Origin of the sequence: Sphingopyxis sp. HIX, assembly GCF_001468285.1 — a bacterium.
GTDB lineage: Bacteria > Pseudomonadota > Alphaproteobacteria > Sphingomonadales > Sphingomonadaceae > Sphingopyxis.
On the sequence record NZ_LNSB01000009.1, the window covers coordinates 82,042 to 98,667 of the forward strand.

General features: G+C 67.0%; 15 protein-coding genes. All 15 read right to left on the reverse strand.

Translation table 11 applies throughout. The features are described 5' to 3' along the window. Window positions 1-8: 8 nt before the first annotated feature. The 15 genes from ATE62_RS06290 to ATE62_RS06360 all read right to left on the reverse strand — a co-directional run bounded on the left by ATE62_RS06290 (window position 9) and on the right by ATE62_RS06360 (window position 16,606). On the reverse strand, window positions 9-1,124 hold the full coding sequence (locus ATE62_RS06290; protein ID WP_058808662.1) for a DegT/DnrJ/EryC1/StrS family aminotransferase: 1,116 nt from the start codon (window positions 1,122-1,124) through the stop codon (window positions 9-11). After that, complete coding sequence (locus ATE62_RS06295; RefSeq protein WP_058808663.1) at window positions 1,121-1,684, reverse strand: acyltransferase; 564 nt, start codon at window positions 1,682-1,684, stop codon at window positions 1,121-1,123. The genes ATE62_RS06290 and ATE62_RS06295 overlap by 4 nt, the downstream gene beginning before the upstream one ends. Beyond that, on the reverse strand, window positions 1,684-2,745 hold the full coding sequence (locus ATE62_RS06300) for a Gfo/Idh/MocA family protein (protein WP_058808664.1): 1,062 nt from the start codon (window positions 2,743-2,745) through the stop codon (window positions 1,684-1,686). The genes ATE62_RS06295 and ATE62_RS06300 overlap by 1 nt, the downstream gene beginning before the upstream one ends. A 72-nt stretch (window positions 2,746-2,817) precedes the next feature. Continuing rightward, window positions 2,818-3,804 (reverse strand): hypothetical protein, encoded by a 987-nt coding sequence (locus tag ATE62_RS06305; protein WP_058808665.1) that lies wholly within the window; start codon window positions 3,802-3,804, stop codon window positions 2,818-2,820. Next, window positions 3,801-4,736 (reverse strand): NAD-dependent epimerase/dehydratase family protein, encoded by a 936-nt coding sequence (locus ATE62_RS06310; protein WP_058808666.1) that lies wholly within the window; start codon window positions 4,734-4,736, stop codon window positions 3,801-3,803. Before ATE62_RS06310 ends, ATE62_RS06305 begins: the two co-directional genes overlap by 4 nt. Further along, entirely contained in the window at window positions 4,736-5,509 is a 774-nt protein-coding gene (locus tag ATE62_RS06315; protein WP_197411696.1) for a glycosyltransferase family 2 protein, read from the reverse strand. Before ATE62_RS06315 ends, ATE62_RS06310 begins: the two co-directional genes overlap by 1 nt. A 14-nt stretch (window positions 5,510-5,523) precedes the next feature. After that, the gene (locus ATE62_RS06320) at window positions 5,524-6,618 is read right to left on the reverse strand and encodes a glycosyltransferase (protein ID WP_058808668.1); all 1,095 of its coding nucleotides are present in this window, start codon (window positions 6,616-6,618) and stop codon (window positions 5,524-5,526) included. Continuing rightward, a complete protein-coding gene (locus ATE62_RS06325; protein ID WP_058808669.1) occupies window positions 6,615-8,018 on the reverse strand; it encodes a hypothetical protein in 1,404 nt (467 codons plus the stop codon). Before ATE62_RS06325 ends, ATE62_RS06320 begins: the two co-directional genes overlap by 4 nt. Before the next feature lie 94 nt (window positions 8,019-8,112). Continuing rightward, window positions 8,113-9,087 (reverse strand): acyltransferase family protein, encoded by a 975-nt coding sequence (locus ATE62_RS06330; RefSeq protein WP_058808670.1) that lies wholly within the window; start codon window positions 9,085-9,087, stop codon window positions 8,113-8,115. After that, window positions 9,084-10,133 carry a glycosyltransferase family 4 protein gene (locus ATE62_RS06335; protein ID WP_058808671.1) on the reverse strand — a complete coding sequence of 350 codons (1,050 nt, stop codon included), beginning with the start codon at window positions 10,131-10,133 and terminating at the stop codon, window positions 9,084-9,086. Before ATE62_RS06335 ends, ATE62_RS06330 begins: the two co-directional genes overlap by 4 nt. After that, window positions 10,130-11,146, reverse strand: coding sequence for a CgeB family protein (locus ATE62_RS06340; protein ID WP_058808672.1), 1,017 nt, complete (start codon window positions 11,144-11,146; stop codon window positions 10,130-10,132). The genes ATE62_RS06335 and ATE62_RS06340 overlap by 4 nt, the downstream gene beginning before the upstream one ends. Next, entirely contained in the window at window positions 11,143-12,270 is a 1,128-nt protein-coding gene (locus tag ATE62_RS06345) for a glycosyltransferase (RefSeq protein ID WP_058808673.1), read from the reverse strand. Before ATE62_RS06345 ends, ATE62_RS06340 begins: the two co-directional genes overlap by 4 nt. Before the next feature lie 4 nt (window positions 12,271-12,274). Beyond that, entirely contained in the window at window positions 12,275-13,135 is an 861-nt protein-coding gene (locus ATE62_RS06350; protein ID WP_058808674.1) for an FkbM family methyltransferase, read from the reverse strand. After that, window positions 13,135-14,418: a hypothetical protein gene (locus ATE62_RS23560; protein ID WP_197412015.1), complete on the reverse strand. Its 1,284-nt coding sequence runs from the start codon at window positions 14,416-14,418 to the stop codon at window positions 13,135-13,137. The genes ATE62_RS06350 and ATE62_RS23560 overlap by 1 nt, the downstream gene beginning before the upstream one ends. Continuing rightward, on the reverse strand, window positions 14,381-16,606 hold the full coding sequence (locus ATE62_RS06360) for a GumC family protein (RefSeq protein ID WP_058808676.1): 2,226 nt from the start codon (window positions 16,604-16,606) through the stop codon (window positions 14,381-14,383). The genes ATE62_RS23560 and ATE62_RS06360 overlap by 38 nt, the downstream gene beginning before the upstream one ends. Window positions 16,607-16,626 lie beyond the last annotated feature (20 nt).

A 16,626-nucleotide genomic window follows, 5' to 3' on the forward strand; every position in this document is an offset into this window, starting at 1 on the left:
AGGGGCAATCAGGCCGCGCCGGCCCCCGCCAGCACCGCGGCGATGATGCGGTCCTGCGCTTCGTCGGTCAGGTAAGCGTGCATCGGCAAGCTGAAGACCTGGTCGGACCAGCGGTCGGTCTCGGCCATGCTGCCCGCGACGCGGCACTTGTCCTTATACGCCGGTTGGACGTGCATCGGTTCGGGATAATGCACCCCGCTCGGCACGCCCACCGCCTTCAACGCCTCGAGGATCGCTGCGCGGTTGGGCGATTTCAGCGCGAAATAGCCCCAGACGCTCGTGCGGTCGTCGGCGATCATCGGCAGCTCGAGCGCGTTGTGTCCCGCGAAGGCCGCGAGATAGCGCGCGCCGAGCGCCTGCCGCCGCGCGATCTCTTCGTCGAAAATCTCGAGCTTGGCGAGCAGCACGGCAGCCTGGATGGTGTCGAGCCGCCCGCCGACCCCGACGCGCGTGTGGTGGAAGCGGCGCGACTGGCCGTGGATGCGAATTTCGCGGCAGGCTTGTGCGAGATCGTCGTCGTCGCAAAAGATCGCGCCGCCGTCGCCGTAGCAGCCGAGCGGCTTGGCGGGGAAGAAGCTGGTGCAGCCGATCGCCGAGGTGCTGCCGCTGCGGCGGCCCTTGTAGGTCGAACCGAAGCTCTGCGCGCCATCCTCGATCACCGCGATGTCCTGCGGCGCGGCGATCGTGTTGATTGCGTCCATGTCGGCGCATTGGCCATAGAGCGAGACGGGGATGATCGCGCGCGTCTTGTCCGAAATCGCCGCCTTCACCGCCTGTGGGTCGATCGTCGAGGTCGCGGGATCGATGTCGACGAACACCGGGGTCGCGCCGACCAGCGCGATCACCTCGACCGTCGCCACAAAAGTCGCCGAGGTCGTGATCACCTCGTCGCCCGGGCCGATGTCGAGCGCCATCAGCGCGATCAGCAGCGCCTCGGTGCCCGACGCGACGCCGATGCAATGCTTCGCGCCCGTGTAGGCGACGAGCTTCTCTTCGAGCTCGGCGACCTCGGGTCCCATGATATATTGGCCATGGTCGAGCACTGCCTGGATGCGCGCGTCGACCGAGGTCTTCACCGCGCGATATTGCGCCTTGAGGTCGTTGAATTCGATCACGTCGCTCATCGGGGAGAACATTCCTCGTCTGTTATCTGATATTCGGTGCTGCACGCGGTGCAGGTAACGGCGCCCGCTCCCTCGAGCCGGACGCCGCATTCGCACATCCAGCCGATCTGGCGGGCCGGCACCCCGACCATCAGCGCATAGGGCTTCACGTCGCGGTTGATCACCGATCCCGCACCGACGAAGCCATAAGCGCCGATCGTCACCCCGCACACGATCGTGCAATTCGCGCCCAGCGTCGCGCCCTTGCGCACGATCGTCTCGCGATATTCGTCTTTGCGCGGCACGGCCGAGCGTGGGTTATAGACATTGGTGAAGACCATGGCGGGGCCGCAGAAGACATCGTCCTCCAGCGTCACCGCGTCATAGACCGACACGCCGTTCTGAATGCGGACATTGTTGCCGATGGTGACGTCGTTGCCGACATAGACATTCTGCCCGAGCGAGCAGCGCTCACCGATGCGCGCGGTGCCGCACACATGCACCCAGTGCCAGATCGCGGTGCCGTCGCCGATCTCGGCGCCGGCATCGACGATCGCGGTCGTGTGAATCTTCGCCGCCATCAATAGTCCAGCGGCAGCGACACGCGCTTGCCGTCGCGCGCTGAGAGGTAGGAGGCGATCAGCACCTCGAGGCTGCGCAGCCCCTCGCGCCCGTCGGTCGCGGCGCCGCATTCGCCCGCGAGCGTGCCGATGACATTGTCGTAATAGAGCTGATGCCCGAAGCCATAGACCGACCCGGTGTCGTAGGACGCCGAGGCGACCATCTCGTCGTCGGCGTGCGGCGTCTCGAACTCCCAATTCTCAATCTTGTTGAGCGCAACGCCGCCGACCTTCACGCTACCCTTTTCGCCGAGGATCGTGATCGAGCCTTCGAGATTCTTGGGATAGGTCAGCATCGTGACGTTCATCGACCCGAGCGCGCCCGAGCGCCAGCGGACGTTAATCACGGCAGTATCCTCGACCTCGATATTGCGCGCGAGCGTCGCGGTATAGGCATGCAGGCTCTCGATCGGGCCGCCGAGCCAGTCGAGCAGGTCGACATAATGGCTCGCCTGGTTCATCAGCGCGCCGCCATCGAACTCCCAGGTGCCGCGCCAGGCGGCGCTGTCGTAATAATCCTGTGGCCGCGTCCAGAAGACGTTGACCGCGACCATATAGATCCGCCCGAAACGCCCGCTGCTGACGGCATTCTTGAGCAGTTGCAGCGTCGCGTTGCGGCGGTTCTGCTTGACGATGAACAGCTGGACGCCCGCCTTGTCGCAAGCCTCGACCATGCGAAGACCATCGCGCCAGCGCGTCGCCATCGGCTTTTCCGAAATGACGTGGCGGCCCGATTCGGCGATCTCGATCACCTGCGCGGGGTGCAGTCCGCTCGGCGTGGTGACGATCACCGCGTCGGCGTCGGTGCTCTTCAGCATCTCGGTCAGCGAGCTATGGCCGCGTGCGCCCGTCCGCTCGGTCGCCTTAACGAGTGCGGCGGGATCGATGTCGCAGACATCGACGATCTCGACCTGGTTGCCATGCGCTTCGAGCGCCGCGAAATGATTGGCCGAGATACGGCCGCACCCGACCAGCGCGTACCGCTGGCGGCGGCCCGTAATCGGCTGAATTGCAACGCTCATAAGGTCTTCATCATCCTGGTTCGGACGCCCCCCGGGCGAAGGCTGCGTCTATGGACAAGCTTCCGGCAAAGATCAATCGGTGCGCGCGGTCCCGGCGCGGAAGAGGAGGGCGGCGAGACCGAGCAGCGCGAAGTCGACCGTCGCAGCCCAGAAGGGCAGGTGATTATGCGCTACGGCGTAGGCAACCGGGACCTGCACCAGCGCGGTAACCGCGAACAGCGCATAGCTGACCCGCGCATGCCCCCAGCGGCGCTTGGCGTGCTGATAGGCGTGCTCGCTATGCGCCTGTGTCACATTCTGGCGGCGCAGGAAGCGGCGGAGCAGGGTGACCGCGCTGTCCGAGAGGAACACCCCCTGCAGCAGCAGCAAGGCGAGCCCGTAGCGCCAGTTCGCCGCCGCGACCGCGAGCGTCACCGCCGCGACGAACAGCCCCAGCGGCGCGCTGCCGCTGTCGCCCATGAACAATTTTGCCGGCGGGCGGTTGAACAGGAAGAAGGCGAGCACCGCGGCGCCGATCAGCATGACCGGCAGGATTAGCGCATTCACCGGCAGGGTCAGTAGCGCGCCGGCGACGAAGCCGAGCATCTGGAGCGCGACGATGCCGTCGATCCCGTCCATGAAATTGGTGATGTTCGCCGAATAGACGAGATAGAGCAGCGCGACGATGACCAGCGGCACTGTCCAGCCCTCGGGCAGTGCCGGCCAAGGCCAGAGCAGCAGGAACAGTCCCCCGCAGCCGAACTGTACCGCGAACCGGATGCTCGTCGGGAGCGGGGTCCGGTCGTCGAGCCAGCCGAGCCACATCAGGCAGACGACAGCGGGTCCGAGCGCCAGCGCGCCGCTTGCCTGACCGGGAATGATCAGCGCCGCGGCCGCAAGGGTTGCCGCCCATACCGACAGGAAGACGATCCCGCCGCCCGTCGGCGTCGCCTCGACATGCGCGCTGCGCTCGTTCGGCGTGTCGACCATGCGCTGCTTCGCCCAGCCGATATAGAGGCTGAGCAGCATGATCGTCGCGATCAGGCAGATCGCAGTGAGCGCAAGGCCCGTGTCGATCATCGCGCCGCTGCCATGGCTGCAAGCGTCTCGGCCATCGTAACCGGCGGGTGCCATCCGAGCAGGCGGCGCGCAGGTTCGCCGTCGACGACCAGCGGATCGCAGAGGCGGTCGATCGCGGCGCGCTGGCCGGTCAGGCTGCCCGCGAGCCGCAGCAAGGCGGGCGGAAGGGGCAGGAGCCGCGCGGGGCGGCCGAAGGCCGTGCCGATCTGCGAAAGGAGGTCGCGCACGCTCACCGTTTCGCCGTCGCTGGCGAGCAGGGTCGCTCCCACAGCCCCTGGATGCCTGTTCGCAGCTATCGCCAGCGAGGCGAGGTTAGTGACCGAGACGAGGCTACGCTGATTGCGGCAGAGCCCGAAGGGCAGCGGACGCCCGCGCGCCACCCACGACACCATGCGCGCAAAATTGGCGCGCACGCCGGGGCCGTAGACCAAGGGCGGGCGGATGATCGCGACTTCGAGACCCGTTTCGGCAGCGATGGCGTGGAGCGCCTGCTCGGCCTCCCATTTGGACACGCCATAGGGGTCCTGCGGGTTGGGCGCATCCTCGACGGTGAAGGGCCCGCGGCCTTTGGTGGTCTCGCCATTGACCTTGATGGAGCTCAGGAAGATGAGGCGTTTGACGCCCGCTCTCGCCGCCTGCCGCGCCAGCGCCGTACTGCCGTCGCGGTTGACCGCACAGAACGCTGCGAGCGGGTCGGCGGCGCGATCGTCCATCTGGTGCACGCGCGCCGCACAATGGATCACGCGGTCGACGTCGGCCAAGGCCGTCGACCAATCGGTTTCGGCGCCGATGTCGCCGACCGCGACCTCATCCGCCGCGCCGGTCAACGTACGCACGGCGAGCCGCACTGCGGCGCCCTGCGCGCGCAGCTGGCGGACGATCTCGGCCCCGACAAAGCCGTTCGCCCCGGTGACGAGGGTGATCTCGGCCATCAGCCCGCCCGGCGCGGCATATATTGGAAGATCTTGGTCAGATATTTCGACCAGATCATCAGCGGATTGGTCTTCACGCCGTTGCGCTTGCACGCGACGCCGATTTCGCGGTTGATGATCTTGCGGCTCTGCAGCCCCTGGTTCGACACGCCGCCGGTCGCCATGGTGACCACCGGTGCCGCGACATGCACCGCGCTCCGCCCGCCGGTGCAAAAGAAGCGCAGCATCAGGTCGTAATCGGCGGCGATGCGATAATCGGTCGCGAAACCGCCCATCTCGCGGAACAATTCGGTGCGCATGTAGAAGCCCGGATGCGGCGGCATCTGGCCCCAGCTGAGCCGCCGCCGCCAATTGCCGGCGCCCGAATAATAGCGCTGGCGCTTGGGCTTGGCGGGATCGACGATCACGACGTCACCCTGCACCGCGTCGGCGCCCAAATTCTCGGTAGCCGCTTCGGCGAGGCGCGCGATCGCATCGGGGTCGGCCAGCCAGTCGTCGGCGTTCAGGAAACCGACATAGTCGCCGGTCGCGCGCGCGACGCCCTTGTTCATCGCGTCGTAGATGCCCTTGTCGGGCTCGGAGACGAGGATGCCCTTGAACCATTCGAGCTTGCCGATGCGCTCGGCGGTACCGTCGGGCGAGGCGCCGTCGATCACGATATGCTCGATATGCGGATAGCCCTGATCGGCGACCGAGCGGAGGCAGGCTTCGATCGTCTCGCCGGGGTTGAAGCAGACGGTGACGATCGAAAAACGCACGTTCGGACCAACCACCGGATATTCCCCGCTTAAGCCGGCAACGGGCTGGCTATCGCGTCCGCATAAGCATCGGCAAACTGCTTGGCAATGGCGGGCCAGTGCAGATTGTCGGCAACCCATGCTCGCCCCGTCGCACCCATGGCGACCAGCCGGGCGTCCGGGAGGGTGGTTGCTTCGGCGAGCGCGCGCCCGATCGCTTCGGTTTCGGGCGCCACCCACCAGCCGCAGCCCTCGGTTTCGAGCACCTGCCACGGCGTTCCCGTCGTCGTGATCACCGGCAGCCCGTGTGCGAGCGCCTCGGCGGCCGAAATGCCGAAATTCTCGGTATAGCTTGGCAGCAGGAACAGCGAGGCGGCGTCATAGAAGGCGCGCTTGGCGTCGCCGCTCGCGGGTCCGGCAATGGCGATGCTGTCTTCGAGCCCAGCTGCCGCGATCTGCGCCTCGAGCTGCGCGCGGAAGCCTTCCTCGTCGGGACCGACGAGTTGCAGCCGCCAGCCCGCGAGGCGCAGCTGTGCCCAGGCATCGACGAGCATGGTGAGGCCCTTCACCGGGTGGATGCGGCCGAGGAACAGGGCCGTGCGCGTCTCGCCCTCCGCTTTGGGCGTGCGCGGCACCATGTCGGGGATATCGATCCCGTTGGCGATCAGCAGCGGTCGCCGCGCGGGATAGCGCTCGCGGATCTTGCCGACCTCGTCCTCGGCTGTCGCGTGCAGCCGCGCCGCGCTCTCGATCCCGCGCTTCTGATAGAGGGCCCAGGCGATGCGCTTTTTCCAGCGACGATGGTTCCACGCCCAGGGTTGCATCATGCCCCTGACGCTCAGCAGGCGCGGGATGGCCTCGGCGCGGCAATGGCGCGTGAGCGCGGCGCCATAGGGCAGCCACAGCCCATTGTCGTGGACGACGTCCCAGCGCCCGCCCGCCAGCAGGTCGCCGATCGCGCCGGTTGCGATCTTGACCGATCCGCTGGGGTCCATCGCGCGCACGCGCTCGGCGCTGCCGTCGGCCGCCCAGACGGAGACGTCGTGCCCGAGCGCGCTGAGCGCCCCCGCGAGGCGTCCCACCGAATAGGCCGGGCCGCCATGTTCGAGCTGGAAACTGGGGTTCGTCAGGAGCAGCCGGGTCATGCTTTCTGCGACCGGCGCTTGTCCTCGGTAAACAGCTGGATGTCCAGGTAACGCTCCATGAACTTCACCATGATGAAGCCGACGATCAGCGACGCGTAGAAGGTCGAAAAGAGGCTGCTGGCGTTGGCCAGCGGCTGGATCAGCGCGACGAGCCCCGACATCAGCGGGATCGCCTCGCTCATGCGCCCGTCGGCCAACGCGCGAAAGGCGCGGAGGTCGAGATAGCGGATGAACATGCCCATCAGAAAAGAGAAGAAGATCACGCCGAACATCGCGAAATTGGCGTAATATTCGAAGAAGGGCCCGATGCCGAAGGTCGTTTCCTCGCTCGCCTGATAGCCCGTATGTTCGCGCACGAACGCCGAGCCGCCGCGCACCGGCTTGTTCGTCCAGATCGCGCGCGGCACGAAAGCGAAGAGCCCGGCGAGCAGTGTCCCGCCATCCTCATAGGTGTCGGGCTGCGCCTCGAACTTCTCGATCGCCATGCCGGTGAAGATGCTCTGGTCGAGGCGCGAATCGAGCACATAGAGCTGTTTCTGATCGTCGCTCGACAGCGGGCCGAACTGGCTGATCGCGTTGACGAGCCCATCGACGCGCTCCGAGAAGGTCGAGGTCGGTTCCCACACCACGTCGCGGAACTGGCCGCGGACGAGCAGGTAATTGGTCGAAAGGAACAGGAAGACATAGCCCGAAAGTACGATCGCCCCGACGATCCGGCCGATACCGAAGCGCCGTCCGACGATCGCCAGCCAGAAACAGGCGATGATGATGATCGCCGACAGCGCGTCGGCGAGGATCGCGTTGCCGAGCAGGTTGGCGACGGGGATGGTGATCGCGATGGTGGCGATCTGCCACATCTGCATCCCTTCCTTCAGCCACACGCGCCGCAGGATCGACAGGCACAGCCCGATGACCAGCAGATTCTTGCCGCTGACGATCACCGCGCCGACGGTCGGGATCTGCGCGATCGACGGGACGAAGGTGATGCCGAAAAAGAAGACGAGCCCGATCAGCAGCACGATCTTCTGGGCAAGCCGGAGAAATTCGACCGGCACGCGCTGCATGTCGAACTCGACCTTGCGATAATCGCTCAAATAGCTGGTTAGCCATATGCCCAGCGCCATCATGACGAAGCCTATGGTCGATGCCTGCAGCCCCTTCGCCACCGAATCGCGCGTATAGCCGATAGCGTTGAGATAGGGGTCGTACTGGTGGAAATAGCCGGGGATCAGGTGGACCCCCGCGGCGATATGCATGACCGCGAGCGCGAACATCATCGCCATCGGAAAGCCGAGCGTGCCCTTCGGCGAGCGGATTGTGTGCACCAGCACGGCGACCATGGCGAGGGCGCCGACCACCAGCCAGAACAAGATCGTGGATTCTGCGGTTTCGAAAAGCATGCGCGGTCCTATTGCCCTGCCAAACGCGGGCTGTCGAGCGCCGCGTCCGGTATCGCGCGTCGCTGTGCGGCGCTGGCCGGAAATCGCGCGCCGTTCATCGCGCCACGCCTTCGCTGCGCGTGCCGAGGAAGATACGTCGCGTGGGCGCGAACTGCTCGAAAAGCCGGTGCAGCGCGAACCCCGCCACGACCGCGACTACCACGATCACCGGCCAGCTCGTCACCGATTGGAGCAGGGTGAAGAGCAGGAGATGCGTGTACATGATCGTCAGCGACGCGCGCCCGATTGCGGCGACGCCGGGCACCCGCAGCGCCGACACGCAGCAGGTGACGAAGATCGCCGCAGCGGCGGCGATGATCGACGCCGGGAACGGCCCGTAACGTAGATATTTATACTCGACCCGCCCGATATGCGGTGCCAGCAGGAAAAAGGCTGCGGCCGCCAGCGCTATCAGGAAGGCCGTCTTCCAGTTCGCGCCCAGCGAACGGTGGAGGCCGACATGATAGCCCGCCGCGGCGAAGGGCAGGGCCATGGCGACGGTCAGCAGGCCATAGGGGTTGTAGGCGACGGCATCGCCGAACAGGAACGCGCCGCCGACCATGGCAGCCAGCGCGACCGCCTGCCATGGGGCCGGCATCCGGACGAGGAGATTGAGCAGCAGCAGCGCGGCGAGCAGCGCGGTCGGGAACCAGAAGGTCCCGAACGCCCCGACGAGCAGATTGCCGCCGAGCAGGAAATGCAGCGGGCCTGGGATGACGAGACCCATGCCGAAAGCCAGATTCGCCATAAAGAGGCACGAGGTCACGAACAGGCCGAAGGCCACGTAGGGGAGCAGCATCGACCGCGCCTTGGCCAGTGCGCGTTCGCGCCCCGCGAAGGGTTTGAAAGTGACGCCCGACAGGAAGAAGAAGAGCGGCATGTGAAAGATCAGGATATCGAGGACGAGCCGGTCGACGATGCTGACATGGCCGATGACGACGAGAATGATGCCATAGCCCTTGGCGCGGTCGACCCACGCGGCGCGCGGCGGCGCTGGTGTGTTTTCCCCTGTCGCCGCGCCTTCCGTCATCGTCGCCCCAAACCCGCGCCCGCGATCACCGCCCGCATTGCGCGTTCGATCTCCTTAGCAAAAAAACCATATTCATAGATATCGAGCGCATCGCGCGGCGGCGCAGTGGCGGCCAGCGTCGCTTCGACCCCCGCGGCGACGGCGGCGCGGTCGCCGGGATCGACGAGTAGGCCCAGCTTCCCGTCGAGCAGCGCGTCGCGCCCGCCGTCCAGCGTGCTGCCCATCACGGGAACCCCGCACGCCAGCGATTCGAGGAAGACGATGCCGAAACCCTCGCCGCGACTGGGCATCGCGAAGGCGTCGGCGAGGCGATAATGGTCGAGCTTTTCGGCGCGGTCGATGAAGCCTGCAAAAATCACGGTGTCGGCGACCCCCAGCTGCCTGGCGAGGTCGATCAGCCGCTGTTTGTCGGGGCCCTCGCCGGCCACGAGATAGCGCAGGTCGGGCTGGCTTTGCTTGAGATCGGCCATCGCCTGGATCATCTCGTCTACGCCCTTGTGGCGATCCCAGCCCGGCAGGCGCGCGAGCGTCATCACCGTCCGCTTGCCCGCCAGCCCATAGCGCTCGACCAGATAGTCGGGTTTGGGTCCGGGCGTGAAATCCGCCAGCTCGACGCAATTGTGGACGATGTGCATCGGCACGTCGGCCAGCCAGCTGCGCATCCGGTCCTGTGTCGTCCGGCTGACGGGCCAGATCTCGGTCACCCGCTCGGCGGCCTCGAGGCGCGAAGCATTGGGCTTGTCCCACACCTCGATCCCGTGCGCGGGCAGGACCACCGGGATCGACAGCCGCTGCGCGATGCCGATGACCAGCGGCACGAGGTTGATGTGCCCGACGAAGATCAGGTCGGGGCGCCAGACCAGGCAATGGGCCAGTGCCTTGGTCCCGAACACCGCCTTGTCCATCGCCGCAACGCCGACCTGTCCGCGGCAGACGATCCGCATATCGGCGCCGATCCCGCGCAAGGCATCGGCGACGTTGCGGTTATACTGCGCGATCCCGCTCGCGGCCTGAAAATCCTCGTTGAGAAGCAGGAGGATTTTCATCGCCCGGCCAGCTTCCCGATCTCGGCGAGCAAGCTCACCGCGCGATCGTCGAAATGGGCGTGGATGTCGAGGACTCGCTGCCGCGCCGCGATGCGGACGCCATCGGCTTCGGCCACCGGCATCGCCAGCAGCGCCTGCGCCTTCACGAGCATTTCGTCGGGGTCGGCGAAGTAGAAGGCGTCGCGGCCTTCGACGAAGAATTCGCGATGCTCGGGGCTGTCGGGGGCGAGCGATATGCCGCCGACCGCGGGCACCTCGAAGGTGCGCAGGTTGTGCGAGCCTTCGTTGTGCGGACGGAACATGTTGAGCTGGAAACGGTAGCGCCGCAGGATGCGCAGCATGGCGATGTCGCGCTCGACCGGATAGATGCCGAGCATGGGGCCCTGCTTCACGAATTTCTCCCACCCCCAGCCATAGACGTCCATCGCGACGCCGTTTTCGGTCAGCAGGCGGATCGCGGCGGCGCGTTCCTCGTCGGGATTGGCGTTGAAACAGCCGCGCAGCACCTCGGCCTCGGTTGCGAGCTCGGTGTAGAGATCGTCCTCGACCGCATGGCCGAAGGGGATCACGGCGACGCCCAGGCCCGGATAGGCCTCGGCCAGTTCGCGCGCGATCGGGCCGCTGTAGGTCGCATAGAGGTCATAGGCCGAAATGCTGTCGCGCACATTGGCATTGCCGGCGCCCGCGAGGAAAAAGCGGAAGGGGTGGTCGGAGCAATAATTGACCAGCTTCACCCCGCGCGCCGCGATCTGGCGGAGCAGGGCAGGGGTGTAATCGACCCCCTTGAAGACGATCAGCACGTCGGGCCTGGCCGCGTCGACCGCTGCCAGCAGCTGCTGCGCAGCCTCCGAACCCAGCGCGCGCCGGATGCGCCGCACGATGCGGCCGACCAGCGACACCGGCGCCTCGCCGACATCATAGGTGACGACGTCGGCGCCAGCCTTGACCATCCCGCGATAATAGCAATCAGGGACGGCCCAGTAATTGCCGCTGACGGGGGTCAATATCTTCATCGCCCGTGCCCGGCGCTTGCCGTCATGCGCTGCAGGACCGGGCGGAACTGTTCCTCATAGGCCCAGTCGGCGAGCATGCGCTGGCGTGCGCTCTCGCCCATCGCGCGCACCGCGTCGCGGTCGGCGCCCAGACGGCGGAAAGCCTCGGCGATCGACGCGGCGTCGGTGGGGTCGCAGGCGACCGCGAAGCCCGGCTCGACGAACATCTGGTGCCAGTCCGGTCCGGGACCGACGATCAGCGCCTGCCCCTGGCCGATCGCATCGAAGGTCTTGTTCGACGCCCCCGCCATATGGCGCAGGTTCACGTCTCTCGCGTCCTGCGGCAGTGCGGCGAAGGTCGCGTCATAGTCGCGCAGCGCCAGCAGCAGGTCGTGATAGGCCATCGCGTCGCGGATTTTCAGCCGCTTTGCACAGCCTCGATCGGCGGCATGCGCCCGGAGCCGGTCGTTGTGGCCGCGCGACGACACCGTCTCGTATCCGATCAGCGTCAACTCGATATTGGGTACGGCAGCGAGCGCGTCGATCAGCGCCAGCGGGACGCGCTGGATATTGATCGATCCGGCATAGACCACGCGTACCGGACCATCCGCGACGGCGGTGCGTGGCGGGCCGACTTCGTCACGGCACGGCGTGTTCCAGGCGGTGATCGGCGCCTCGGCCAGCCCGGCCTCGGACGCAAGCAGCGCGGCGCGGTCGCTGTTCGGCAGCACCGCCGCCGCGGCACGGCGCGCCATTGCGTTGCGCGCCTTCCACTCCATCCGCGTGCGCAGCGATGTGCCGCGATCGGGCGAATCATGCTCGTGATAGACGATGCCGCCGCGGTGCAGCGCGCGCAGGGGCGCGCAGGTGAGCGCCGCCGTCGCGTCGGCGATATAGAGCCAGTCGGGTTTCGATTCGCGGACCAGCGCGAGTGCGCGCGCCGCGAAGCGCACCGGCGTCAGCCTGCCGAACGGGACCCAGTCGCAGCTGCCCGCCAGGTCGCCCGCGACCGCCAGCGGATCGCCGCCGCCGAACGCCACCCCCAGGTAACGCACCTCGTGCCCCGCGGCGCGCCACAAGCGCCCCGCGCGCATCGCGGCGGGAAAGCCTCCCGGATTGGCATATTGAATATAGAGGATCTTCATGACCCTAGACGGCGATCCCGTAGACATCGACGGGGGCCGCGCCTTTGAGGCGATCCGCGACGAAGGCCTCGTCGCGGATATAGAGGCTGTTGTTCGCCGAATGCACCGGCGCCTGCGCCAGGCGCCGCGTGAAGGGGTCGTAGTGCCGCTGCACGAAACCATGGCCCGCCAGCATGTCGGCGATATCCTGCGTTACCGTCTCGACCTCGACCGCCTTGAGCTCGGGTGATGCAAGCGTCTTCTGCGCGCCGGCGACGACCGCGGGCTCGTGCCCCTCGACGTCGATCTTGATCAACAGCGGCACGCGCCCCGCCAGCACCGTGTCGAGCGTCGTGCCATGGACGCGCACCGCGCCCGGCGTGTCGGCGTCGGCGACATGGTTGATCGTGTCCATGCCGCTGGTGAACCACAATTCCTGCTCGCGGTCGCCGAGCGCGCTGGTGTGCACCGCGACGCGCGGCGCCACATCGTTCGCCGCGATATTGCGCTCGAGCGTCGCGACGGTGTTCGTATCGGGCTCGAAAGCGATCACCTCGGCCCCCGCGACCTTCGCCGCCAGGATGGTGAAGCTGCCGATATTGGCGCCGATGTCGACGAACAGGTCGCCCGCGCGCAGCATGTGCAGCACGAAACCCATGTCGGCGAACTCGTGCAGCCCGAAATAGACATTGCCCGTTGCGCCGGTCATTCCGCGCTCGACCACCAGCCGGCTGCCGCCGACCCAGTCATGGACACGGGCGCCGCCGACCAGCCGTGCGCTCAGCTGCCAGCGTGCGATCCGCGCCAGCGTGCGCAGCCGCTGCCGCTCGCCGATCGGGTGCGCCATCGCATAGCGGACGAGCCGCGCCGGCGAGAAGCCGCCCATCAGGCGACCGGCTGCAGAAGGACTTGCCGGAACTCGGCCTGGAACGACGTCGAGCCGAAGCCCGCGGCGGCGGTCAGGCTGACCCAATAGTTGCGGCACGGTCCGGCGATCGTGAAATCGGCGGCCGAGGGCGCGGCGTCGCGCGCGAATTTTACGCTCGCGAGGACGCCGGTGCCGCCCTTTTCGGCGCAGGCGATCGTCCATACCGCCGACGCGTCGTCGTTGCTGGTGACGAGCCGACCCTGCGCGCTCAGCCGGTAGGTGCCGGGCGTCAGCTGGATGAGCTGGCGCGCGACGACGTTCGGGCGTTCCTCGTCCGACACGACGATCAGGCGATTGCCCTTCGCGCCCTTTTCGATGTCCGAGCCGTAGGCCGATTCGCGGATCAGGTGCCAGTCGATCGGGGGGAAGGGGCCTTCCTCCTCGAAACGGGCGTTGTGCATCAGCTGGCGGTCGCCATCGGCCTTGCTGTCGATCGCGCGGGCATAGTTACGCGCGGCATCAAAGTCCTGCTGGTTCACCATCATCCCGATCAGCGTCTGGTCGAGTTCGGCATAGCTCGGCGGCAAATCCTTGCGGATCGGCAGGATAACCTGCGCCAGCGGCGCCGCCTTCTGCTTCGATCCGATATAATAGCCGAGGAAATTGGGCAGCCAGTCGGGGTTGGCGCGGAAGAGGCGGATGAACTGCGGGCGCATGTCGGGCTCGGACATCGCTTGGCCCAGGATCGGGAACAGCAGGGCCTGGCTGCGCCGCGAGCTGCGCAGCGACGCGTCGACGTCGGTCATCGCCAGGTCGATCCGCCCGCGCTTCACCGCATCCTCGATCAGCCACAGATTGGCGACATGGTCGCGGCGCGTCAGATAGGTCGCGGCCATGATAGCGGGCTTCACCGGCTTGCCGCGGCGCGCATTGTCGAGCCCGATCATGCGATAGGCCGACGCGATCGTCGCATTGCCATCCAGCGCCTCGCGCGCCAGCACCGCCGCCGCGCCGATCTGGCGCTTGTCGCCGGTCACATAGACCAGATCGTTCGCGACCTGCGCCTTGGCGCTGGCGTTGAAGGGGTTCAGCGACACCGCGCGCGCGGGATTGTACACTGCCATGACCGTCGACGCCGAGAAGAGCGTGACGAGCAGCCACAACAGGAACATCGCGGCGGCGTAGATCAGGAGCCCGCGGGCCGGGAGCCGCGGCCCTTGCCGCGTCCCCGCCCTGCCGATCGTCCTGCCTCCGACTGCGGCCTTACTCGCCCGGCTGCGCGTCGGCATAGCCATAGCCATATTCATATCCATAGCCGTAATAGGCGCGCTTCTCGTCGAACTTGGTCAGCACGACGCCGAGCAATGTCGCCCCGGCGCCGCGCAGGCGCGCGAGCGAGTAGCGGATCGCGTTGGTGCGCGCACCCTCGGCCTCGACGCAATAAACGACGCCTTCGACCTTGCTCGCGAGCAGCGGCGAGTCGGCGAGACCGAGCACCGGCGGCGCGTCGAGCACGACGTGCTGGAAATGCTGCGACAGCGCGGCGATCAGGTCGACGATGCGGTCGCTCGACAGCAGTTCGGCAGCGTTCGGCGGCATCGGGCCCGCGGTGATGAAGGGCAGCTGGTCCGACTCGTCGCGGCGGATCATCGACATGATGTCGTTGTTGCCCGACAGGAAGTTGCTGGTCCCCGCGCCGTTGGCGACGCCCGCCAGGCGGTGCACCGAAGGCGAGCGAAGGTCGCAATCGACGACGATCGCGGTGCGCCCGATGCGGTGGAGCGACAGCGCCAGCGCATAGGAGGAGGTCGACTTGCCTTCGCCCTTGCGCGTCGAGGTGCACATGAGCGAGCGCGGGACGCCCTGGGTGGTCGAGAAGCGCAGCGCGGTCTGGACCGACAGATAGGCTTCGGACTGCGACGACTTGCGGTCGCGCACCTCCTCGATCGCCAGTTCGTTGTCGGTGTCGGGAATGACGCCGAGCAGCGGCAGGTCGGTGACCTCCTGCGCCTCCGCCGGGTCGCGGACCGTGGTGTCGATCTGCGCCAGGATGACGGTGAGCAAGGCGGCGAGCGCCAGGCCGATCAAGAGGGCGGTGAACATATTGTTCATCAGCTTCGGACTCGACGGGCCGCCGGGGCGCAGCGCGCGATCGACGATCGCGACGTTGTTGGTGCCGACGCCGCCGGCGATGCCGACTTCCTTGTAGCGCTGGAGCAGGCCGTCATAGAGTTCGCGGTTGGTATCGACCTCGCGCTGCAGGATGCCGTACTGGACGCTGCGGCGGCGTTCGTCGACCAGGTTGGTCCGGGTGCCGCCGACGCGCGACCGCAGTTCCTGCTCGCGCGACAGCGCGGCGTTATAGGCGGCACGCGCGGCGGCGACGCTCGACCCGCCGACCTGGTTCTGCTCGGTGGCGATCGCGCGGTCGATTTCCTTGATCTGGCGATCGAGCGCCTGCGCCGGCGGATAGTCGGGCTGGAAGATGACCATCAGCTTGGCATATTCGGCCTGTAGGTCCGACTTGCGCTGGCGCAGGTTGGACACGCTCGGGCTGCCGCTGGCGGTGGCCGATGCCTGGCCGGTGGCGGCACCCAGCGCGCTCTCGGCTGCGATGCGTTCGATGGTCGCCTTGTTGAGCGCGTCATTGAGCGCGACGAGGTCGGTCGCGGTGATCGAACGTTCGACGCTCGGTGCCTTGGGATCGCTGCTGTCCGACTGCGCGATGGTGAGGATGCCCTGCCGTTCGGCATAGCTCATCATGTCGCGTTCGGCCTCTTCCATCTTGGCCTTGGTCGAGGCGAGCTGCTCTTCGAGGAAGCGGCGGGCGTAGGACGCCGAATCATAGCGGCGCTCGAGGTTGGCCGAGATGAAATTCTCCGCCCAGCTGTTCGCGATCTTCGCTGAAAGCTCGGGATCGGGGGTCGACACCGAGATATCGACCAGCGCCGACCCGACGACCGGCTTGATCTGGACCGCGCCGCTGAGGCGGCCCGCGACGCTGCGGGTCGCGGCATCGAGTTCGGCCTTCGACATCACGCGCAGCGAGGACGGCGGCGCCTTGCCGCCGAAAGCGGCGAGATAGGCGGGGTCGCGCGCGAGGTTCAGGCTCTTCGCGACGCGCTCGGCCTGCGAACGCGCGCGCAGCAGGTTATATTGGGTCTGGTAGAATTCCTGCTCGACGCGGCCGCCGCGCTCGGGCTCGACGCCGCTCATGTTGCCGAGGACCTTGGACTCGGTGCGCGAAATCTCGATCCGCGCGGTCGCGGTGTAGATACGCTCGGCGAGCATCGTATAGATGGCGCCGGCGACCAGGCAGGCGATGATCGTGCCGATGATCACCCACTTCCAGCGCAGCGCGACGCGCCAATACTGCAGGATCCACGGCATCGCCGTCGCGAAACCGCCGGCCTGCCGACCGGAATCGGCGTCGGCGGTCTGGCTCGCCGGAACGGCCAACATCGGGGACTGTTGAGTTGCGTCGGTCATGGGGCGCGTTCGAACTTCCT